This is a genomic window from uncultured Pseudophaeobacter sp., assembly GCA_905479575.1.
Lineage (GTDB): Bacteria > Pseudomonadota > Alphaproteobacteria > Rhodobacterales > Rhodobacteraceae > Pseudophaeobacter.
This window is the reverse complement of the sequence record CAJQNB010000007.1, coordinates 19,263-38,497: the sequence shown is the minus strand read 5'-3', so window position 1 is coordinate 38,497 and position 19,235 is coordinate 19,263. Positions and strand designations below refer to the sequence as shown.

Annotated in this window: 18 protein-coding genes; 11 read left to right on the top strand and 7 right to left on the bottom strand. The window is 59.8% G+C overall.

The window, feature by feature from the left end:
* Positions 1 to 107 precede the first annotated feature (107 nt).
* Complete coding sequence (locus tag QZ268_RS02430; RefSeq protein WP_295447453.1) at positions 108 to 1,514, top strand: hypothetical protein; 1,407 nt, start codon at positions 108 to 110, stop codon at positions 1,512 to 1,514.
* A 126-nt stretch (positions 1,515 to 1,640) separates the two neighbouring features.
* On the opposite strand, the gene QZ268_RS02425 is transcribed toward QZ268_RS02430, so the two are convergent.
* Both QZ268_RS02425 and QZ268_RS02420 read right to left on the bottom strand, forming a co-directional pair.
* A complete protein-coding gene (locus QZ268_RS02425; protein WP_295447451.1) occupies positions 1,641 to 2,150 on the bottom strand; it encodes a thioesterase family protein in 510 nt (169 codons plus the stop codon).
* Positions 2,151 to 2,326: 176 nt separating this feature from the next.
* Complete coding sequence (locus QZ268_RS02420; protein WP_295447449.1) at positions 2,327 to 3,454, bottom strand: class I SAM-dependent RNA methyltransferase; 1,128 nt, start codon at positions 3,452 to 3,454, stop codon at positions 2,327 to 2,329.
* Between the two features lie 298 nt (positions 3,455 to 3,752).
* On the opposite strand from QZ268_RS02420, the gene QZ268_RS02415 reads away from it, so the two are divergent.
* The 8 genes from QZ268_RS02415 (at position 3,753) to QZ268_RS02380 (ending at position 11,686) form a co-directional block, all read left to right on the top strand.
* The gene (locus tag QZ268_RS02415) at positions 3,753 to 5,486 is read left to right on the top strand and encodes an ABC transporter substrate-binding protein (protein WP_295447447.1); all 1,734 of its coding nucleotides are present in this window, start codon (positions 3,753 to 3,755) and stop codon (positions 5,484 to 5,486) included.
* A 162-nt stretch (positions 5,487 to 5,648) separates the two neighbouring features.
* Positions 5,649 to 6,740, top strand: coding sequence for an ABC transporter ATP-binding protein (locus QZ268_RS02410; RefSeq protein ID WP_295447445.1), 1,092 nt, complete (start codon positions 5,649 to 5,651; stop codon positions 6,738 to 6,740).
* 11 nt (positions 6,741 to 6,751) lie between these two features.
* Positions 6,752 to 7,846, top strand: coding sequence for an ABC transporter ATP-binding protein (locus tag QZ268_RS02405; protein WP_295447443.1), 1,095 nt, complete (start codon positions 6,752 to 6,754; stop codon positions 7,844 to 7,846).
* Positions 7,843 to 8,706 (top strand): sugar ABC transporter permease, encoded by an 864-nt coding sequence (locus tag QZ268_RS02400; protein ID WP_232404591.1) that lies wholly within the window; start codon positions 7,843 to 7,845, stop codon positions 8,704 to 8,706. Before QZ268_RS02405 ends, QZ268_RS02400 begins: the two co-directional genes overlap by 4 nt.
* 14 nt (positions 8,707 to 8,720) lie before the next feature.
* Positions 8,721 to 9,518 (top strand): carbohydrate ABC transporter permease, encoded by a 798-nt coding sequence (locus tag QZ268_RS02395; RefSeq protein ID WP_295447439.1) that lies wholly within the window; start codon positions 8,721 to 8,723, stop codon positions 9,516 to 9,518.
* Complete coding sequence (locus QZ268_RS02390; protein ID WP_295447437.1) at positions 9,518 to 9,796, top strand: DUF2160 domain-containing protein; 279 nt, start codon at positions 9,518 to 9,520, stop codon at positions 9,794 to 9,796. Before QZ268_RS02395 ends, QZ268_RS02390 begins: the two co-directional genes overlap by 1 nt.
* Before the next feature lie 332 nt (positions 9,797 to 10,128).
* Positions 10,129 to 10,545, top strand: a complete 417-nt coding sequence (locus QZ268_RS02385; protein WP_295447435.1) for a BlaI/MecI/CopY family transcriptional regulator — start codon at positions 10,129 to 10,131, stop codon at positions 10,543 to 10,545.
* On the top strand, positions 10,535 to 11,686 hold the full coding sequence (locus QZ268_RS02380) for a M56 family metallopeptidase (RefSeq protein WP_295447433.1): 1,152 nt from the start codon (positions 10,535 to 10,537) through the stop codon (positions 11,684 to 11,686). Before QZ268_RS02385 ends, QZ268_RS02380 begins: the two co-directional genes overlap by 11 nt.
* Positions 11,687 to 11,740: 54 nt before the next feature.
* Here the strand turns inward: QZ268_RS02380 and QZ268_RS02375 are convergent, their stop codons facing one another.
* Entirely contained in the window at positions 11,741 to 12,199 is a 459-nt protein-coding gene (locus QZ268_RS02375; protein ID WP_295447918.1) for an Lrp/AsnC family transcriptional regulator, read from the bottom strand.
* Between the two features lie 134 nt (positions 12,200 to 12,333).
* Here QZ268_RS02375 and QZ268_RS02370 point away from each other — a divergent pair, with 134 nt between their 5' ends.
* Positions 12,334 to 13,545: a methionine gamma-lyase gene (locus tag QZ268_RS02370; protein ID WP_295447431.1), complete on the top strand. Its 1,212-nt coding sequence runs from the start codon at positions 12,334 to 12,336 to the stop codon at positions 13,543 to 13,545.
* Between the two features lie 30 nt (positions 13,546 to 13,575).
* Here QZ268_RS02370 and QZ268_RS02365 read toward each other — a convergent pair whose 3' ends face one another.
* The 4 genes from QZ268_RS02365 to QZ268_RS02350 all read right to left on the bottom strand — a co-directional run bounded on the left by QZ268_RS02365 (position 13,576) and on the right by QZ268_RS02350 (position 18,270).
* Positions 13,576 to 14,808, bottom strand: a complete 1,233-nt coding sequence (locus QZ268_RS02365; protein WP_295447429.1) for an FAD-dependent oxidoreductase — start codon at positions 14,806 to 14,808, stop codon at positions 13,576 to 13,578.
* 114 nt (positions 14,809 to 14,922) lie between these two features.
* Positions 14,923 to 16,353: an aldehyde dehydrogenase family protein gene (locus QZ268_RS02360; protein ID WP_295447427.1), complete on the bottom strand. Its 1,431-nt coding sequence runs from the start codon at positions 16,351 to 16,353 to the stop codon at positions 14,923 to 14,925.
* 31 nt (positions 16,354 to 16,384) lie between these two features.
* Positions 16,385 to 17,317, bottom strand: a complete 933-nt coding sequence (locus QZ268_RS02355) for a proline racemase family protein (protein WP_295447915.1) — start codon at positions 17,315 to 17,317, stop codon at positions 16,385 to 16,387.
* Between the two features lie 2 nt (positions 17,318 to 17,319).
* Positions 17,320 to 18,270 (bottom strand): dihydrodipicolinate synthase family protein, encoded by a 951-nt coding sequence (locus QZ268_RS02350; RefSeq protein WP_295447425.1) that lies wholly within the window; start codon positions 18,268 to 18,270, stop codon positions 17,320 to 17,322.
* Positions 18,271 to 18,502: 232 nt separating this feature from the next.
* On the opposite strand from QZ268_RS02350, the gene QZ268_RS02345 reads away from it, so the two are divergent.
* Positions 18,503 to 19,165 (top strand): GntR family transcriptional regulator, encoded by a 663-nt coding sequence (locus QZ268_RS02345; RefSeq protein ID WP_027239254.1) that lies wholly within the window; start codon positions 18,503 to 18,505, stop codon positions 19,163 to 19,165.
* The last annotated feature ends 70 nt before the right edge of the window (positions 19,166 to 19,235 follow it).

The window sequence follows — 19,235 nt, the reverse complement described above, 5'->3', positions numbered from 1 at the left end:
ATGCGGCGAAAATTTGGCTCAAACCCACAGCTATTCTAATTTCACGGGATGCGTGCCACGTGGGGTCACGGCGGCATCGAGCGACATTGTGTTAAGAGGTGTTAAGTATGAGCTGGGGACATTTTTCTGGTTGGGGCGGTGGGCGCTCGGCATGGGGTGGGCACAGCGCCTGCCAAAGCAAAAGCTACCATGACGGCGGTGTGCGCGATGGCGGATTTGACCGCTGGTATAGCGACAAACTCTCCAATCACTTTGGCCGCCATGGCGGTCGCAAACATTGGCAGCGGGACGAAGACGAACATGGATCCGGCACTGGCGGGTCAGGCACCGGAGGCAGCCACGGCGGCCGCGACCACGGTGGCAAGAAGTGGTGGCAAAACCGCGACGACGACAACAACGGCTCCGGGACAGCTGGATCCGGTACCGGTGGCTCAGGCACTGGTGGCACGGGCGATCAGGGCTGTGGTTTCGGCGGTGGCCACGGGGGCCATGGCGGTCATGGCCGGTGGGGCAAAAAGTGGTGGCAGCATCGCGACGAGGATGAAAACGGATCTGGCACAGGTGGATCTGGCACAGGTGGATCTGGTACAGGCGGCTCCGGTACGGGCGGCTCCGGTACAGGTGGCTCCGGTACAGGTGGCTCCGGTACGGGCGGCTCCGGGACAGCTGGATCCGGTACAGGTGGCTCAGGTACGGGCGGCTCCGGTACGGGCGGTTGTGGCACTGGTGGGTCTGGGACTGGCGGTTCGGGGACTGGCGGTTCGGGAACCGGCGGTACAGGGACTGGCGGCGATAACGGCGGCGGTGACGGCGGTAGCGACGGCAAAACCACCCTTAGTTTTGAAGTCGGCGGCAATGGAGATCCCAGCGTCACCGTGGAAGTCACCCAGACTCCTCAGGGACAGCTGTTCATCAACCTGCAACCCACCTCCTATGATGGTGAAGTGGCGGATATCGACGGCATGTTCTTCAACATGAACGATGATTCTGATGTGCCGGGATTGAATTTCTCCCCGGATGAAAACGCTATTCCTGTTACCGGCCACCTGGCAGAGGCCAACTCTGTCAACACCCTGGACGATGGTCTTACAGTGCCGGAGAACTACGACGGAATGGTGCAGTTTGGTCAGGCACCCGACAGCACAGATGGCACGGTGAACAATGCCAACTTCACGCTCTGGTCAGATGCTGGCCTGACCCTGGATGACATCGACCTCAGCTCAATCTCGCTGGTTGTGAGCAACCCGGATGGCAGCCAGGATGTGCTGTCTGGCGGCTATGACCCGGCAGCGGCGGCCTCTGATAGCAGCAGCTATGCCAATGGCGGTGTATCAGATGCAGGGTTGGAGTCCTGGTACGCAGCCAATACTGCCCCAACAGGCAGCGACGACGGTGGCGAAGACGATGACAACTCTGTCTTCGCAGAGATCATGGCGCTGATGAACCAGCCGGTCGACGATCTGCCAGAGGACTGTCAAGAAGATGAAGCGGTGGAAGCCGACTGTCTGGTCTAGCACCTGACAGGATCACATCACTGCCAAAGGGGGCGCATCACTGCGCCCCCTTTGCTATTTGTGCCTGCTCTTTCACTGTACCAAACGGCCCTGCAAAACGCTCATAACTGATCAGGTCTGCGACACTCAGCCCCGGCGAATGCCGAGCGTGGCCCCCAGCCGTTCGGGACGCGCAAGCGCGGCGTGATCCGCCTGCAACTGCGCCAAGCGCGCCTGCAGCCAGTCGGGAAACACAGCCGAACGTTTGCTGGTCAGGTCAACATGCATCGCCAGGACTTCCTGGGTGGCGCAGACCTGCCCGTCCAACAGAATTTCTGACCAAAAATGCAGCCGCTTGGTGTCGTGATCAATAAGCTGAAAACTGACCGAGAAGACCTGCCCCAGCCGCAGCTCCTGCAGGAATTGCATATTCGACTGCAGCACAAACATGCCCTGGGCGGCCGCACGCACATAGGCCTCGCCATTGCCTATGTGGTTATCAAACATCTGATCAATCGCATTATCAAAGGCCAGACCATAATAGGCGACGTTCATATGGCCATTGTAGTCGATCCACTCTGGCAAAACTGAGCGTTCTGTCGCCACAATGGGTGCTGGATAAGGGCCATCATGCCCCTGCGTGGGTTGTGTTGTCATGGCTGTCCTGCCCCCTGTTGCTCGGCCTATTGCTCGACCTGACGCCCGACAGTGTGCCCGGCATCATTGCTGTCGGCATAGCTGCGGCCAACATCCCTGCCCCACTGCCACGGGTAAAGAGAATCCCCACGTCACAGTTGCAGAAGCCGTTGCGTTTCTTGAGCAAAAGCGCCCGTTCAGCGCAGGGGAGCAGTTTTGAACAGGCGGATTTTCAGCCCGCCATGGGCCACCGGCGCCCCCAGGGGCAACAGCGGCAGCCCCGTTGCCTTGGCCAGCCCGGTCTCGCTGGTGACAATGCCAACCCGCCAACCGGAAAAGCGCTCCATCAGAGTTTTGCCCAGCGCGCCATAAAGCGCAAAAAGCAGTTTCTTGTTGCCAATCCGCGCCCCATAGGGCGGGTTGACTATCACCAGCCCCGCTGGTCCATCGGGCGGCATCAGATCGCTGACCGCGTGGTGGCTGAACTGCGTGATAGCCGCCACCCCGGCACGTTCGGCATTGGCGGTTGCCATCTCAACCGCACCGGCGTTGCGGTCAGATCCATAGAAATGCAGCGCCGAGACATCCACCTCCTGCGGTGTCAGCTCTGCTTTCAGCGCCGCATAGGCCGCGGCGTCAAAGCTGGCCATCTGTTCAAAGGCAAAGCTGCGGCTGCGCCCCGGCACCAGGCCCAGGGCAATTTCTGCCGCCTCAATCACAAAGGTGCCAGAGCCACACATGGGGTCGACCACCGGCTCGCGCCCGTCAAAGCCACAGTCGCGCAGAAACAGCGCTGCCAGGGTTTCCCGCATCGGCGCCTTGCCAACGGCGGATTTATGGCCGCGTTTGTGCAGCCCCTCGCCTGATGTATCGACACTGAACTGGCACATGTTGTCGTCGATCCGCAGCTTCAACGTCAGCGCTGCCTCTTTTGACAGGGTGGCGCCAAAGCTTTCAACCAGCGCCTTTTCCACCCGCTGCGCGGCGGCGCCGGCATGGTAGATCTTGGACTTTTTGTTGGTGGTGACCTCCACCTTGACCGGCACGTCCTTGCGCAGCACCTCACCCCAGGGGAACTTGCGCGCGCGCTTGTCCAGCTGGGCCAGATGAAAGGCGCGAAACTCCCCAATGCGGGCCAGCACACGGGCAGCGCCCCGCAGGCACAGGTTGGCGCGCCAGACCTCGCGCCAGTCCCCCTGCACGGTGACGCCACCGGGCACGGATTTGGCAGCGGCAAAGCCAGCCTCGCGCACCTCAGCTAGCAGCGCAGCCTCCAGCCCTGGGGCTGCGGTCAGAAAGATCTCGAATGTGTCTATATCGCTCATCCGGCTCTCTTACCCCGGTTTGCCCCTCTGGGCGATGGCTATTTTCCCCTCTCTCCGATCAAAGCCAAGGGTCTGTTTGCCGCATCGCGGCAAAGACTCGCCGCAGGCCTTGCGCCCAAAGACGTCACTATCGTGGGTTTGATGGATCAAAAAATGGTCATTAAAAATACATTATTTTCAACGAGATAAGGTAAAACTAAATTTTTAGTTTGACAACTATGACGCCTATATGAAAGCTAAATACCAGTCAGATGCGAGAGAGCGTAGCTGGCCTTACAGACTTTTAGGGAGGAAAAAGATGCGCAGGTATCTTTTGTCCGCAGCAGCGGTATGCGCCGTGGCTGCGGGACAGGCGGTTTATGCCGATGAAGCAGCCGCAGTTAAGTGGATCGATGAGGAGTTTCAGCCCTCGGTCCTGACCAAAGACGAACAGATGAGCGAGATGCAGTGGTTTATCACCGCCGCCGAGCCCTTCAAAGGTATGGAGATCAACGTGCTCTCCGAGGGCATCCCGACGCATTCTTATGAGTCGGAAGTTCTGACCAAAGCCTTTGAAGAAATCACCGGGATCAAGGTCAATCACCAGATCCTCGGCGAAGGTGAAGTGGTGCAGGCGGTGCAGACCCAGATGCAGACACAGCGCAATCTTTATGATGCCTATGTCAATGACTCGGATCTGATCGGCACCCACTCGCGGCTGCAACTGGCCCATAACCTGACGGATATGATGGCGGGTGATTTCAAGTCGGTGACCAACCCCGGCCTGGATCTGGATGACTTTATGGGCACCCAGTTCACCACCGGTCCCGATGGGGATCTGTATCAGCTGCCCGACCAGCAGTTTGCCAACCTGTATTGGTTCCGCAAAGACTGGTTCGACCGCGCCGATCTGCAAGAGGCCTTCAAGGCAAAATACGGCTATGATCTGGGGGTTCCGGTCAACTGGTCCGCCTATGAGGACATCGCCGAATTCTTTAGCGAAGACGTCAAAGAAATCGACGGTACAGCGATCTACGGCCATATGGATTACGGCAAACGCGCGCCGGATCTTGGCTGGCGGATGACCGATGCCTGGCTGTCGATGGCCGGTGCCGGGTCCAAGGGTGAGCCAAACGGCGTGCCAATCGACGAATGGGGCATCCGCATGGAGGCCGGAACCTGTAACCCGGTTGGCGCCTCTGTCACCCGTGGTGGCGCTGCAAACGGTCCGGCTGCGGTCTATGCGATCCGCAAATGGGACGAATGGCTGCGCAAATATGCACCTCCCGGTGCCGCGTCTTATGACTTTTACCAGTCTCTGCCCGCGCTTGCGCAGGGCAATGTTGCCCAGCAGATCTTTTGGTACACCGCCTTTACCGCCGATATGGTAAAGCCGCAGTCCGAAGGCAACAACACCGTCGACGAAGCAGGCAAGCCGCTGTGGCGGATGGCGCCTAGCCCGCACGGCCCCTACTGGGAAGAAGGCCAGAAGGTTGGCTATCAGGACGTCGGTTCCTGGACCTTCCTCAAATCGACGCCACTGGAGCGCTCGCAGGCAGCCTGGCTTTATGCTCAGTTTGTTGTGTCCAAAACTGTCGACGTGAAAAAGTCCCACGTGGGTCTGACCTTCATTCGGGACAGCTCGGTCAACCACGAGAGCTTCTCGGAGCGGGCTGAAAACCTGGGCGGTCTGGTAGAATTCTACCGCTCGCCGGATCGTGTGGCCTGGTCGCCAACCGGTGTGAACGTGCCTGACTATCCAAAGCTTGCCCAGATCTGGTGGCAGCAGATTGGTGACGTGAACTCGGGGGCCTTTACCCCGCAGGAAGCGATGAACCGTCTGGCCGAAGAAATGGACATCACCATGGCCCGGATGCAGCGTGCAGACGAGCAGGCTGAGATCTACGGCGGCTGCGGTCCGCGTCTGAATGAGGAAAAAGACACTGAGTGGTGGTATGCCAATGGCGGCGCCAAGCCACCGCTGGAGAACGAAAAACCTGCTGGTCAGACCGTCAACTACGACGAGCTGGTCGCCCGCTGGGCCTCGCAGTAACCGCTCCTCCACGTCGGGCCTGATCCCCTTTGGCCTCTGGCCCGACACTTTGCCTCGGAACGGTGTTCTTACACTGCTTCGGGGCTCTTTCTCCCCCGCTACGTACAGACACGGCCCCTGTCAGTTTTGCTGCAGGGCCGGTTGCCGGAAAGTTAAATAACGATGGCACTAGAATTAAGAAACGTGACCAAGCGCGTCGGCGCGGTCACCCATATCAAGGAGACATCCTTGATGCTGGAACCCGGTCACTTCAACGTCCTGTTGGGCGCCACCGGTTCGGGCAAGACCTCCCTTATCAAGCTGATGGCCGGGCTGGACCCGATGGCCAGCGGTCAGGTGCTGATGGAGGGCGAGGATGTGTCCCGCCTGAGCACCCAGAAACGCAACATCAGTCTGGTGCACCAGTTTTTCATCAACTACCCGCATATGACGGTCTACGAGAATATCGCCTCGCCGCTGAAAGTGGTTGGAATGGCGAAGTCCGAGATCGCGGATCGTGTCGCGGAAGCCGCCAAAATCCTGAAGCTGGAGCCGATGCTGCACCGCCGCCCACATGAGTTGTCCGGCGGCCAGCAACAGCGCTGCGCCCTGGCCCGGGCCATTGCCAAGGAAAGCCGCGCGGTGTTTCTGGACGAGCCGCTCGCCAACCTTGACTACAAACTGCGCGAAGAGCTGCGTGACCAGCTGCCCGAGCTGTTTGCCGGGCGTGGCGCCGTGGTGGTCTATGCCACTTCGGAACCCGAAGAGGCGCTGTTGCTGGGCGGCAAAACCGCCTTGATGCGCGACGGGCGCGTCACCCAGTTTGGCCCCACCGCTGAAATCTACCGCAACCCCGGCAATCTGGATGCGGCGCGGGTTTTTTCTGACCCGCCAATCAATACCGCCACGGTGATCAAAGAAGGCACCACCGCCCGCATGGGAGACCGGGTGAGCTGGCAGCTGAGCGGCACCGCCGCCGGGCTGAGCGATGGCGCCTATTCCCTTGCCATCCGCCCCTATCACGTCCTGCCCAGCGCCAGCAAAAAGGCCACTGTGCGCCTTGATGGCCGTGTACAGGTGACCGAGCTGTCAGGCTCGGAAAGTTCTGCGCATTTCGATCTTGGCCTTGGCGGCACCGCAGGCGGCGAAGCCCACGCCAACTGGGTATCCCTGTCGGCGGGGGTGCACCCCTACGAGATTGGCGAAATGCATGATTTCTACATGGACCCTTCGGCGTGCTACTTCTTTGCACCCGATGGCTCCCGCGCAGCCTGAGGTTCAGGAAAATGGCAAAAATTACACTCTCCAAGCTGCGACACAGCTATATGCCCGCCCCCAAATCCCCGTCAGACTATGCGCTAAAGGAGATTGACCTGGATTGGAGCGACGGCGGCGCCTATGCGCTGCTTGGCCCTTCGGGCTGTGGCAAATCCACCCTGCTCAACATCATCTCCGGCCTGTTGGTGCCCTCGGAGGGCCAGATCCTGTTTGACGGCCAGGACGTCACCGCCCTGCCGCCGGATCAGCGCAACATTGCCCAGGTGTTCCAGTTCCCGGTGATCTACGACACCATGACGGTCTACGACAATCTCGCCTTCCCTTTGCGCAACCGCGGCCGGGATGAGGACACCGTGCGTGACCGGGTGATGGCCATTGCTGAGATGCTCGAAGTCACTGAAATGCTGGACCAAAAGGCCGCCGGCCTGTCCCCCGACAACAAACAAAAGATCTCCATGGGGCGTGGGCTGGTGCGCGAAGACGTCAATGTGGTGATGTTTGACGAACCCCTGACGGTAATCGACCCGCATCTGAAATGGAAGCTGCGCTCAAAGCTGAAAGAACTGCACCAGCGCGTCAAGGCCACGATGATCTATGTCACCCACGATCAGACAGAGGCGTTGACCTTCGCTGATCAGGTGGTGGTGATGCAGGACGGCGAAGTGGTGCAGATCGGCACGCCTGTCGAGTTGTTTGACCGCCCCGCCCATACGTTCGTCGGCCACTTCATCGGCTCACCGGGGATGAACATCCTCCCCTGCGAACTGCAGGCAGGATCTGCCCATTTTGCCGACCAGACCATCGCGCTGGAAGGCCCAATCCAAGGCGAGGCCAATGGCAAAACAGAAATCGGCATCCGGCCAGAGTTTGTCTCGCTGGCGGACACCGGCCTGGCCGCAACAGTGACCAAAGTCTCGGATGTGGGGCGGCATACAGTGGTGGAATGCCAGGCCAATGGCAGCCGCATCAATGCCGTGATCGAGGGCGCAGGACCTGCAGTTGGCAGCCCGGTGCATCTCGATTTTCGGCGTGACCAAACCCGGCTTTATGTGGATGGCTGGCTGGCCACCACCCCCGACACCGCAGCGGAGGCGGCACAATGAAAACCGAAAATCAAAAAGCCTGGTTCTTTGTGCTGCCCGTGCTGGTGCTGGTGGCCTTTAACGCGCTGATCCCGATGATGACCGTGGTGAACTACTCGGTGCAGGAAACCTTTGGCGACAATGTGTTTTTCTGGCAGGGCCTGGATTGGTTCGAACAGATCCTGCGCTCTGATCGTTTTCACGCCGCCCTGGGACGACAGTTTCTCTTTACCTTCCTGATCCTGATTATCGAGGTGCCGCTGGGCATTATTATCGCCCTGTCGATGCCGCGCAAAGGCTTCTGGGTGCCGGTCTGTCTGGTCACTATGGCGCTGCCGATGCTGATCCCCTGGAACGTGGTGGGCGCCATGTGGAACATCTTTACCCTGCCGGACATTGGCCTGCTTGGCTATTTCCTCAACCACGTGCTGGGCATCTCTTATGACATGACCCAGAACCCGCTGGCGGCCTGGGTGACCATCGTCACCATGGATGTCTGGCACTGGACCTCGCTGGTGGTGCTCTTGGCCTATGCCGGCCTGGTATCGATCCCCGATGCCTATTACCAGGCGGCCAAAATCGACGGCGCCTCCAACTGGGCTGTGTTCCGGTTTATCCAGCTGCCCAAGATGAAAACCGTCCTCACCATCGCCATCCTGTTGCGGTTCATGGACAGTTTCAACATCTACACCGAGCCCTTTGTGCTGACCGGTGGTGGCCCCGGCAACTCCACCACGCTGTTGTCGATTGATCTGGTGAAAATCGCCCTGGGTCAGTTTGACCTCGGCCCCGCCGCCGCCATGTCGCTCATCTACTTTGCAATCACGCTTCTGGTCTCCTGGCTGTTTTACACGCTGATGACCAAAGACGACCTGAACTAAGGAGGGTTTGAGAAATGCAAAAACGCTTTATCATCCCCATTGTCTACATCCTCTTCCTGATGCTGCCGATCTACTGGCTCGTCGCGATGAGCTTTAAGACCACCAATGAGATCCTCTCGGGCTTCTCGCTGTTCCCGCAGACCTTCACGCTGGAAAACTACGCCACCATCTTTACCGATCCCACCTGGTACTGGGGCTACATCAACTCGATCCTCTACGTCAGCATCAACACGGTGATTTCGGTGGCCGTGGCACTGCCGGCGGCCTATGCCTTCTCGCGCTATCGCTTTTTAGGCGACAAACAGCTGTTCTTCTGGCTGCTCACCAACCGGATGGCGCCGGCGGCAGTCTTTGCCCTGCCCTTCTTTCAGCTCTATTCGGCGGTGGGGATCTTTGACACCCATCTGGCGGTGGCCCTGGCCCATTGCCTGTTCAATATCCCGCTGGCGGTCTGGATTCTAGAAGGCTTCATGGGCGGCATCCCCAAGGAGCTGGACGAGACCGCCTATGTAGACGGCTATTCCTTCCCGCGTTTCTTCGCCACCATCTTTATTCCGTCGATCAAGGCCGGGGTCGGCGTTGCCGCCTTCTTCTGCTTCATGTTCTCCTGGGTCGAGCTCTTGCTGGCCAAGACCCTGACAGCGGTGGCCGCAAAACCTATCGCTGCCACCATGACCAAAACCGCCTCAAGTGCCGGCTATGAGCTGGGTCTGCTGGCAGCAGCGGGCACATTGACAATCATTCCGGGGGCCATCGTGATCTGGTTCGTCCGCAACTATATCGCAAAAGGTTTTGCGATGGGGAGAGTATAATGCTGTCATGGATGGCCTGGACCTGGCCCACTGCTCTGGTTTTTATCGGTATTTTCTCTGCCATCGGGGTGCTTGTGCTGCTGGAAATCCGCTCCCCCGGCGGCGACCTGCGCAAAGGTGTGCTGGGGCTCTCCACCACCCGTGGGGACCGTTTGTTCATCACCCTGTTGGGCACCAGTTACATCTTCCTCGCCTGGCTTGGATTGGTCGGCATGCCGCTTTGGTACCCGCTGGGGCTGGCCATTCTCTGGGGCATCTTCACCTTCTGGAAGGTGTAACACCGCCCCTTTGGGAGGTGCGGGTCAAGGGGGCCAAAGGCCCCGCGTCAGCGGCCTGCCCTTGACGCGCAAGCCTGAACAAAATTGCGAACGGCCTGAAGGGCAGTCCTGCCCCTTCAGGCCATCTCAGCCAACCTACAACAGCACGCCCCAATCTCGCCGGCCTAGACTGATGTATCACCCCGCCTCTGGCAGTAATAGGCGCGCGGAAGCGCTCAATTTGGCAACGCCCAGATGGAGCCAACATCTGGCTTGGATCCATGGTGCCCAGGTCTGCTAAAGAAATAGTTTTCAAACTCCCCCCTTTCCACTAGCATTGCTGAAAGACCAAAATGGACCGGACATCAGACGACATGCGCAAGAAACAGGACAATTCACTGCTAACCGAGGTTGAGCTTGAATTCATGACCGTCGTCTGGGCAACCGGGGGCGGTACTGTCAGGGATATCCTTGCGGTGCTGAACCAGGCACAGGAACGCGCCTATACCTCGGTGGCGACTGTGCTTAAAATCATGGAACAAAAGGGCTTTCTTAGCAGCGAAAGGGCAGACCGTTCGCTGATCTACCGCCCCGCCATTCCCAAAGCAGAGTATCAAAAAACCTCTCTGAAAAACCTTTCGAGCAAGCTGTTCAACGACACGCCCGCGGCCCTGGTCGCCCGTCTTGTTGACGATGAAGAAGTTACCGACGACATGCTCGTTGAGATGCGGGCGCTGCTGAACGAAAGGTTGGGGGACAATGGAAACTGACGCGCTGATCAATAGCTATCTGGATCTCAATCTTCTGGTGCTTGCAGGTACCCTGCTTTGGCTGGCGGCGCGGAAACTTCTGTCTCACTCTCATCTTGCCCATGCCTTTGGGGCGCAGCTGCGGCTGATGAATGTCCTCACCCTGCTGCTGGCGCTGTCGCCCTTTATGATGTTTGCCTTTACCCATCTGGTGATGGCCCATCCGCCCAATCTCTCCGATCTTCTGGTGTCGCAGTTTCTGCAGGGCAATGTCAGTATGAGCGCCAGCAGCTTTGAAACCCTCTTGGGCCTGCGCGAAGACACCGTGCGGGTGCTCTCCTCCCAGCAACTGCTCTGGACCCGGCTATTGACCACGGCGCTCGCCATCGGCGGGATGATCTGTGCCGCCCAACTGGCCTCCTCGATCTATCGCCTGCGCCGGGCGCTTAAGCGCAGCTTTATCTGGAAAAACATTGGCGCCACCCAGATCCTGATCTCTGACGAAACCCCGGTTGCCTATTCGACCCGCGGGCTGTTCAGCCGCTATGTGGTGCTGCCCTCGGCACTGCTGAGCCAGCCGCAGGATCTGAAACTGACCCTGGCCCATGAGCTACAGCACTTCCGCCAGCGCGATATCGAATGCGAGGTCCTGCTGGAGCTGCTGCGGCCGCTATTGTTCTGGAACCCCGCTTTTTACCTGTGGCGCCGCGAGGTCCGGCATCTGCGCGAATTTGCCTGTGATCAGGCCTTGATGGCGCGCCCCGGCCTGGATATCCGCGCCTATTGCGAATGCCTGATCCGCGCCTGTGCCCAGGCTGCGCAGGAACGCGTTTTCTTTACCCGCCGCAGCCCGGCTGTTGCCCTGGTGGATCGGCGCGAAACCCGTCGCGATTCAACGCTGCAACAACGCATCATTGCGGTGACCGCCCAACAAACCCATGGAGAAACCGGCTTTGGCTGGGCCATGGTATCAGGCCTGATGATCGCATCGGTCCTGGCCACCGCCATGCTGATGCAACGCCCCGGCGACTGGAGCCATGATCGGCTGATGCTCTCGACAATTGTCAATCTCGAACGCATGGCCAGCCGCAACGCTGCCCCCAGCAGCTCAGCGGCAGGTCGCAATATCCTGCAAGGCAGCTTTATCCCTGCCGGACGTTAGGCGCTGTCCCATGCGGCACACACCACGACGATCCTGCCCAGGCGCCCATGATGCCTATCCGAGGTCGGGAAACACCGCCGTTTGCTTGACTGTGCCATAGACAAAACTGGTCTCAATTGATCCCACCCTGCCGATAGGATGGATCTTGTTGCGGATAAAATGCTCATAGGCATCCAGCCCCGCCACCAGAACCCGCAATTGATAGTCAACCTGCCCGGTCATCATGTGGCATTCCAGCACTTCCGGCATCGCCAGGACCTGACGCTCAAAGGTCTGCACCACCTCCTGGTGGTGCCGCTCCAGCCGGATCCGCACAAAGATCTCCATGCCCAAACCATACAGCTTGGCATTTGCGCGGGCGGAGAACCCGGCGATCACCCCAGATTTTTCCAAATTCCGCAGCCGCCGCAAACAGGGGGATGGCGACAGGTTGACCGCCTCGGCCAGATCCTGATTAGACATCCGCCCGTCCCGTTGCAGGGTTCGGATAATCTGCCGGTCTTTTTGATCCAATGTCGCCAAATCAGCCTCCAACCTCGAAATATTGGCAGATTCTGCCAGTAGATACCAAAATCATGGCATAAATCGCAATTTCATCACGAAATAACAAGGGCATCATAGCGCCAGACCCGCGACAGGAGCCTGCGATGACCCACCCTACCGACACCACGCCCGGCTTTGCCACCCGCGCAATTCATCACGCCTATGATGCACAGGCCAATGAGGGCGCCTTGACGCCGCCGCTGCATCTCACCTCGACCTTTGCGTTTGAAACGGCCGAAAGCGGTGGCGAAATGTTTGCTGGCGACCGCCCCGGCCATATCTATTCCCGCATCTCCAACCCTACCCTGGATCTGTTGGAGCAACGCCTTGCCACGCTCGAAGGTGCCGAGGCCGGATTGGCGCTGTCGTCAGGCATGGGGGCAATCACCTCGACGCTCTGGACCCTGCTCAGCCCCGGTGACGAAATCCTTGTGGACAAAACGCTTTATGGCTGCACCTTTGCCTTTATGCGGCACGGGTTGCAGAAATTTGGCATCACCGTTTCCCATGTGGACATGACAGATCTGGACCAGCTGCAGGCGGCGATCAGCCCACAGACTCGCGTGGTCTATTTTGAAACCCCGGCCAACCCCAATATGCGGCTGGTTGATATTGCCGGCGCCAGCCGCATTGCCCATGCCCATGGCGCAACCGTTGTGGTGGATAACACCTATGCCACCCCCTATCTGACCCGCCCGATTGAGCTGGGCGCCGATCTGGTGCTGCATTCTGCCACCAAGTATCTTGGCGGTCATGGGGACGTTGTCGCCGGGTTGCTGGTCGGGCGGGCCGAACAAATCCAGGAGATCCGCCTTACTGGTATGAAAGACATGACCGGAGCCGTCATGGCGCCGTTTAATGCGATGCTGGTCCTGCGCGGGCTGAAAACCCTGGCGCTGCGGATGGAGCGCCACAGCAGCACCGCCGCCGAAATCGCCGATTGGCTAGAGGCACATCCGGCCGTGGCCACAGTTCACTACCCCGGCCTGCCCAGCTTTGATCACTATGACCTGGCCTGTCGCCAGATGGCCCTACCCGGCGGCATGATTGCCTTTGAACTAAAAGGCGGCTTGCCCGCGGGGCGGGCGATGATGAACCGGCTCACAATGATCACCCGCGCAGTGTCGCTGGGGGATGCGGAAACGCTGATCCAGCACCCAGCCTCAATGACCCATTCCACCTATACGCCGGATGAGCGTGCCGAACATGGCATCACCGAAGGCCTGGTGCGGCTGTCTGCCGGATTGGAAAATGTCGCTGATATCCTGCAGGATCTGGAACAATCCCTGGAGTTTGTGCAGGAACAGGCCGCCTGAGCGCGGCCTAAAGACCATCTATTACACCGGTTAGAACCGTTGCGGGGACAACGCCGCAAGCGAGATTTCAGGTGGGCGGGCCATCACCAGGTCCGCCACCAATTCCGCCGTCGCCGCCGATTGGGTGAGGCCCAGATGACCATGGCCAAAGGCATAGATCACCGCATCTGAAGCGGAGGAGGCGCCAATCACCGGCAGGCTGTCGGGCATGGAGGGACGGAACCCCATCCACTGGGTGCCGCTCGTGCAATCCAGCTCCGGCATAAAGCGGCAGGCCTTTTTCAGCAGCACATCAGCGCGTTTGAAATTGGGCGGCAGTTTCAAGCCGCCCAGCTCTACCGCGCCGCCAATACGCACGCCGCCATTGATCCGGCTGGCAACAAATCCGTGGCTGCCAAAGGTCACATGGGTTCTAAGGTCAAAGGCCCCGGCAGGCAGGGTGGTGTTATAGCCGCGTTCGGTTTCCAGCGGCAGCGCATCCCCGAGGCCCCGTGCCAACTGATGTGACCAGGCGCCGGCGGCAAGGACCACGCGGTCCGGGGTAACCCTGTGACTGCCCAAATCCAGCGAGACCGACCCCCGGTCCGCACTCAGCCCTTTGACTTCCTGAACCTCGATACGACCACCGCGCGCCATGAACTGCCCGGCCAGGTATTCGCACCAGGTCTTTGGGTCCACCGTGTTTATCCAGTCCGGCGTATAGCCAGCATGGGTGAATTGTCGGCTCAATCCCGGTTGTATCTCGGCGATTTCATCCGGATTTTGCAGCAGCTCATAGCGAATACCGGCCTGACCACGGGCCTCCCAGGCTGGCAGGCTGGCCCGGTATTGTTTTTCGCCCTCAAACAGTTGCAACTGGCCATCGCGCTGGATCAGAAATTCGCCATCCGCATCGCTGATCTGACGCTCCAACGCCGCCCGTGCCAGCCCCATCAACGCCGATTGCGCCGCCATGGACGCGGTGTAACGATCGCGCCAACTGGCCCGCCAGAACCGCAGCAGCCAGGGCGCCAGCTGCAGGGCATAGCGCGGCGGGATCGACAACGGCCCCATGGGATCCAGCAGCCATTTGGGGGCCTTGCGCATCATCCCCGGCGTCGCCAGTGGAATGATTTCACTAAAGGCAAAGGCCCCGGCATTGCCCGCCGACGCCTCTGCTGCCAGCCCTTTGCGATCATAGATCGTCACCTGATGGCCGAGACTTTGCAGGCGCAACGCAGTGCTCACCCCGACAATGCCAGCACCAATCACAGCAATCGTCATGCTACCCTGAGAAGACGCTTTTGTCGCCGCCGCTTTGCCCATCGGATGCCTCTCACGTTGTGCCAAATCACTACAGGCACATCCCGGTGCCTGTAGTGGGGTTATCTCGCGATGTCAGGGCAGTGTATAGGCCGTCTTTACCCGCGTGTAGAATTCAGCAGCATAAGAGCCCTGTTCGCGGGCGCCATAGCTGGATCCTTTGCTGCCGCCAAAGGGCACGTGGTAATCCACCCCGGCGGTGGGCAGATTGACCATCACCATGCCCGCTTCAGCATTTACCTTGAAATGGCTCGCCTGTTTCAGCGAGGTGGTGCAAATTCCTGCGCTCAGACCAAAGGCGCTGTCATTGGCCAGCGCCAGCGCCTCATTATAGTCGCGCGCCCGCAGGACCGAGGCCACCGGGCCAAAAACCTCTTCGCGGTTGATGCGCATGTCGTTGCTGGTCTCACTCACCAAGGCAGGCGCCATGTAAAAGCCCTCCTGCGCCAGAGTCAGGCGCTCCCCACCAATGACAGTGCCGCCCTCGTCAGCTGCGATCTTCAGATAGGACAGGTTCTGCTCCAGCTGTCGCGCATCCACCACTGGCCCCATCTGAATGCCCGCCTCCAGCGCATTTCCAACTTTCAGCCCCTGCATCGCGGTGGTCAAGGCGGCGACAAACCGATCATGGATGCCCTCGGTAACGATCAAACGGGACGAGGCGGTGCAGCGCTGGCCAGTGGAGAAGAAGGCCCCGTTCAGACAGGCCGCAACCGCCAGATCCAGATCAGCATCATCCAGCACCACCATGGGGTTTTTGCCGCCCATTTCCAGCTGCACCTTTTTCAGGGTCTTGGCACAGGAGGACGCAATTGCGCGGCCCGTCGGCACCGAGCCGGTAAAGGACACCGCATCGACATCAGGGTGGTCCACCAGATGCTGGCCGACACTTGCCCCCTTACCAAAGACGATGTTGAACACACCTTCAGGCAGTCCAGAGCGCGAGATGATTTCCGCCAGGGCCCAGGCACAGCCGGGGGTGAGCTCGGCGGGCTTTAGCACCACGGCATTGCCATAGGCCAGAGCCGGCGCAATCTTCCAGGCGGGGATGGCGATGGGGAAATTCCATGGTGTGATCAGTCCGACAACTCCCACCGGCGCGCGGGTCACATCGACCTCGACACCGGGGCGGACCGAGGCCAAGCGATCACCGGTCTGGCGCAGGCATTCGCCGGCAAAAAATTTAAAGATCTGTCCCGCACGCGCTGCCTCGCCAATGCCTTCGGGGAGGGTCTTGCCCTCTTCGCGTGACAACAGCTGCCCCAGCTCAGCCTGGCGGGCCAGGATCTCGCTGCCGATGAAATCCAGCACGTCAAAGCGCATCTGCGGCGTGGCCTGCGCCCAATCGGCGGCGGCAGTTCGGGCACTGGCAACGGCGCGATCCATGTCGGCGGTCTCGCTGAGTGCCGCCATGCCAATAACGTCGGTAATATCCGACGGGTTTACATTGGCGCAGCCATCACTGGTGTTTTCCCAGCTACCGGCAATCAGATTTGTGTAGTCCATAGTCATATGTCCTTTGAGTTTTGACCTGTTTTCAGAGCTGAATGCCGCTGCGATAGGGGTCGTTTTCTGCAAAAATCAGGGTTGTGTCAGCGGTGACATGCGCCGCGCCCTCGATCTGTGGGATCACCTGACCCGCGCCATTGCGGCGATACCTGAGGGTGTAAGTGCTGCCGATGATGCTCTCTTGAATCCAGGCGGTTCCTGGTTCCAGCAGGCCATCCTCGGCAAGACAGGCCAGTTTGGCAGAACAGCCGGTCCCGCAGGGCGAACGATCATAGGCCCCTCCGGGGCACAGCACAAAGTTGCGCCCATGGCTTTGGGGGGATTGTGGCGCAGAGATAAATTCCACATGATCGATCCTGGCGCCCCTGGCCCCGGTAATCCCACCCACCCAGAGGGCGTCGCGAATAGCCAGGGCCGCTGTGGTCAGCGCTGCGATGTTTGCCGCCTCCAGGGCCACCGGGCAATCAGGGGTGAGAAAAAACCAATTGCCGCCCCAGGCGACATCCCCGATGATCCCCCCCAGCCCTGGCAGCTCTAGCGAGACGGATTTGGACTGGCGATAGCTGGCGACATTTTCCACCACCGCCCGATTTGGGGAAATCAGGTCCACCTCGACCACCCCGACCGGGGTTTCAAGCCGGTGCAGGCCCAGATCAATTCGTCCCAAATGGTACAGCGTCACCAGCACACCAATGGTGGCATGGCCACACATGCCCAGAGTGCCAGCCGGGTTGAAGTAGATCACCGCCGCGACACAGTCCCGGTCCTGTGGAGGCAGCAACAGCGCCCCCACCATGGCGTCGTGACCGCGCGGCTCCAGCAGGACAGAGGCGCAGAATTCGCTGTGGTCTCGCCACAACCTTGCGGCGCGCTCCGCCAGCGACCCGGATCCAAGCTCCGGGCCACCGCTCAGGATCACACGCGTGGGTTCTCCGGCGGTGTGACTGTCGATCACCCGCATGGTCAGGCGGCAGTATCGGACTGCAGGGCCCAGTCTGCATACCATGTCTTGAACAGGGTATATTGCGTCTCGACATAGCTGCGCTGGCTCTCGGTGAGCGCGTCGCTGTCATTAAAGTGCAGGCTGTATGCGCTGTCACCGTTCAGCACCATGAGGTGTTTATAATAAAGCACCAGATCCGGTCCTTCATCAAAGGACGACAGCACGCCAAGCGCCGCTTCCAGCTCTTTCGCCCGCTGCCGCGCCCCGACATCGCCCGCAGCGGCCCGCTGACACAGCGCCACCAGATGCAGCACTTCGCGCGGCAGGGCGTTGCCAATCCCGGTAATGGCCCCGGCGGCACCGCAGTTCACAAAACCATGGAAAACGGTGGTATCCACCCCAATCATCAAAGTGACGCTGTCATCATGTCCGGTGATGTTTTCAGCCGCATAGCGCAGATCATCGGCGCCGCCAAATTCCTTGAATCCCACCAGGTTGGCGTGCTCTGCGCGCAGAGCAAAGAACAACTCCGCCCGGGTGGCAAAGCCGTAGTAAGGGCTGTTGTAGATCACCGCCGGCAAGTCCGGGGCCGCTGCAAGAACCGCCTTGAAATGGGCCTTTTGTGCAGCGCTGGAGGATCCCCGTGACAGAACGCGCGGGATAACCATCAGCCCCTGGGCGCCAACCTCCGCCGCATGGGCGGCATGCGCTGCTGCCAGTTTACTGTTCACCGCGCCGGTGCCGACGATAGTTGGCACCCCGGCAGCCACCAGATGCGCCACACCCTGCATGCGGTCCGCATCCGTCAGCAGTGGCCAATCGCCCATCGAGCCACAATACACCACCGCCGACATGCCTGCCGCAATCAGCTCCTGCCCCGAGCGCACCAGCGCATCAAAGTCCGGGCGGCGATCCGCAGTACAGGGGGTCATCAGGGCCGGGATGCAGCCGGAGAAGATATTTTTGCTCATGGTCTTTTCCTTTCAGAACCAGCCTCTGCGGCCGAAGAGTGACAGGCACCAAAGCCCCCTTCCCTGCTCTGGAACCAGCCTTGAGGGCCGTGAATGGAGCAGGAAAGCGGCAGTTGCTGTGGTGGCGCCTGCGCCGTTCTATTTCATATTGGATCCAATTTACAATATATTTTCTTACGCAACTTTCCTCAGCAAGGAAATAGCGCTATGAACACTGCAGGAGGAGTGCCCTATGAAGTTGAATTCCGTCGATATTTCAAAAACCGCTTCGGCGTCCTCAATCGTGTTTGAGGCCCTGCGCAAAGCCATCATCGAGGGCGACGTCAAAGAGGGGGAGCCCCTGCGCCAGGATGAAATTGCCCGGCTGTTCAACACCAGTCGAATCCCCGTGCGCGAGGCGATCTCCCGTCTGGAAGAACAGGGTCTGGTCAAAACCCAGCGCTACAAAGGCGCTGTTGTTTCTGGGCTTTCTGCCACCGAAGCCGAGGAAATATTTGATTTCCGGGCCTTGATCGAACCCGAAGTGATCCGCCGCGCCGTGCCCTTGATGTCGGCCGAAACACTCGAAACCGCCCGCGCCTCCTGGGCGGCGTTCTCGGCCTCGGCGGACCCGATGAGCTGGGGAGATCTCAACCGGGATTTCCATTCAACCCTCTACCGGGCCAGCGGGCTGCAATACCATCTGGATGTCATCGACAATGCCATGGACCGGATTGACCGCTACCTGCGGGCGCAACTGGTGATGTCGAACGGGATGGAACGCGCCAACCAAGAACATATCGCCATCTGGGAGGCCTGCCTGGCCGGCAATGCCACCCAAGCTGCCGAACTGACGCGGCTTCATATCTCTGGCGCTAGGGAATCGCTGATCCAGAACATCAACAGCCTGCGCTGAACCCGCCGACACTGAATGGCCTGCTCAAAGCAAAACGCGCCCCCTGTTCCCAGAGAGCGCGTTTCACAGT

Excerpts from the sequence above, each read along its gene's own strand:
- QZ268_RS02430 (WP_295447453.1), top strand. The coding sequence starts at position 108 with ATGAGCTGGGGACATTTTTCTGGTTGGGGCGGTGGGCGCTCGGCATGG.
- QZ268_RS02425 (WP_295447451.1), bottom strand. The coding sequence starts at position 2,150 with ATGACAACACAACCCACGCAGGGGCATGATGGCCCTTATCCAGCACCC.
- QZ268_RS02420 (WP_295447449.1), bottom strand. The coding sequence starts at position 3,454 with ATGAGCGATATAGACACATTCGAGATCTTTCTGACCGCAGCCCCAGGG.
- QZ268_RS02415 (WP_295447447.1), top strand. The coding sequence starts at position 3,753 with ATGCGCAGGTATCTTTTGTCCGCAGCAGCGGTATGCGCCGTGGCTGCG.
- QZ268_RS02410 (WP_295447445.1), top strand. The coding sequence starts at position 5,649 with ATGGCACTAGAATTAAGAAACGTGACCAAGCGCGTCGGCGCGGTCACC.
- QZ268_RS02405 (WP_295447443.1), top strand. The coding sequence starts at position 6,752 with ATGGCAAAAATTACACTCTCCAAGCTGCGACACAGCTATATGCCCGCC.
- QZ268_RS02400 (WP_232404591.1), top strand. The coding sequence starts at position 7,843 with ATGAAAACCGAAAATCAAAAAGCCTGGTTCTTTGTGCTGCCCGTGCTG.
- QZ268_RS02395 (WP_295447439.1), top strand. The coding sequence starts at position 8,721 with ATGCAAAAACGCTTTATCATCCCCATTGTCTACATCCTCTTCCTGATG.
- QZ268_RS02390 (WP_295447437.1), top strand. The coding sequence starts at position 9,518 with ATGCTGTCATGGATGGCCTGGACCTGGCCCACTGCTCTGGTTTTTATC.
- QZ268_RS02385 (WP_295447435.1), top strand. The coding sequence starts at position 10,129 with ATGGACCGGACATCAGACGACATGCGCAAGAAACAGGACAATTCACTG.
- QZ268_RS02380 (WP_295447433.1), top strand. The coding sequence starts at position 10,535 with ATGGAAACTGACGCGCTGATCAATAGCTATCTGGATCTCAATCTTCTG.
- QZ268_RS02370 (WP_295447431.1), top strand. The coding sequence starts at position 12,334 with ATGACCCACCCTACCGACACCACGCCCGGCTTTGCCACCCGCGCAATT.
- QZ268_RS02365 (WP_295447429.1), bottom strand. The coding sequence starts at position 14,808 with ATGACGATTGCTGTGATTGGTGCTGGCATTGTCGGGGTGAGCACTGCG.
- QZ268_RS02360 (WP_295447427.1), bottom strand. The coding sequence starts at position 16,353 with ATGGACTACACAAATCTGATTGCCGGTAGCTGGGAAAACACCAGTGAT.
- QZ268_RS02355 (WP_295447915.1), bottom strand. The coding sequence starts at position 17,317 with ATGCGGGTGATCGACAGTCACACCGCCGGAGAACCCACGCGTGTGATC.
- QZ268_RS02350 (WP_295447425.1), bottom strand. The coding sequence starts at position 18,270 with ATGAGCAAAAATATCTTCTCCGGCTGCATCCCGGCCCTGATGACCCCC.
- QZ268_RS02345 (WP_027239254.1), top strand. The coding sequence starts at position 18,503 with ATGAAGTTGAATTCCGTCGATATTTCAAAAACCGCTTCGGCGTCCTCA.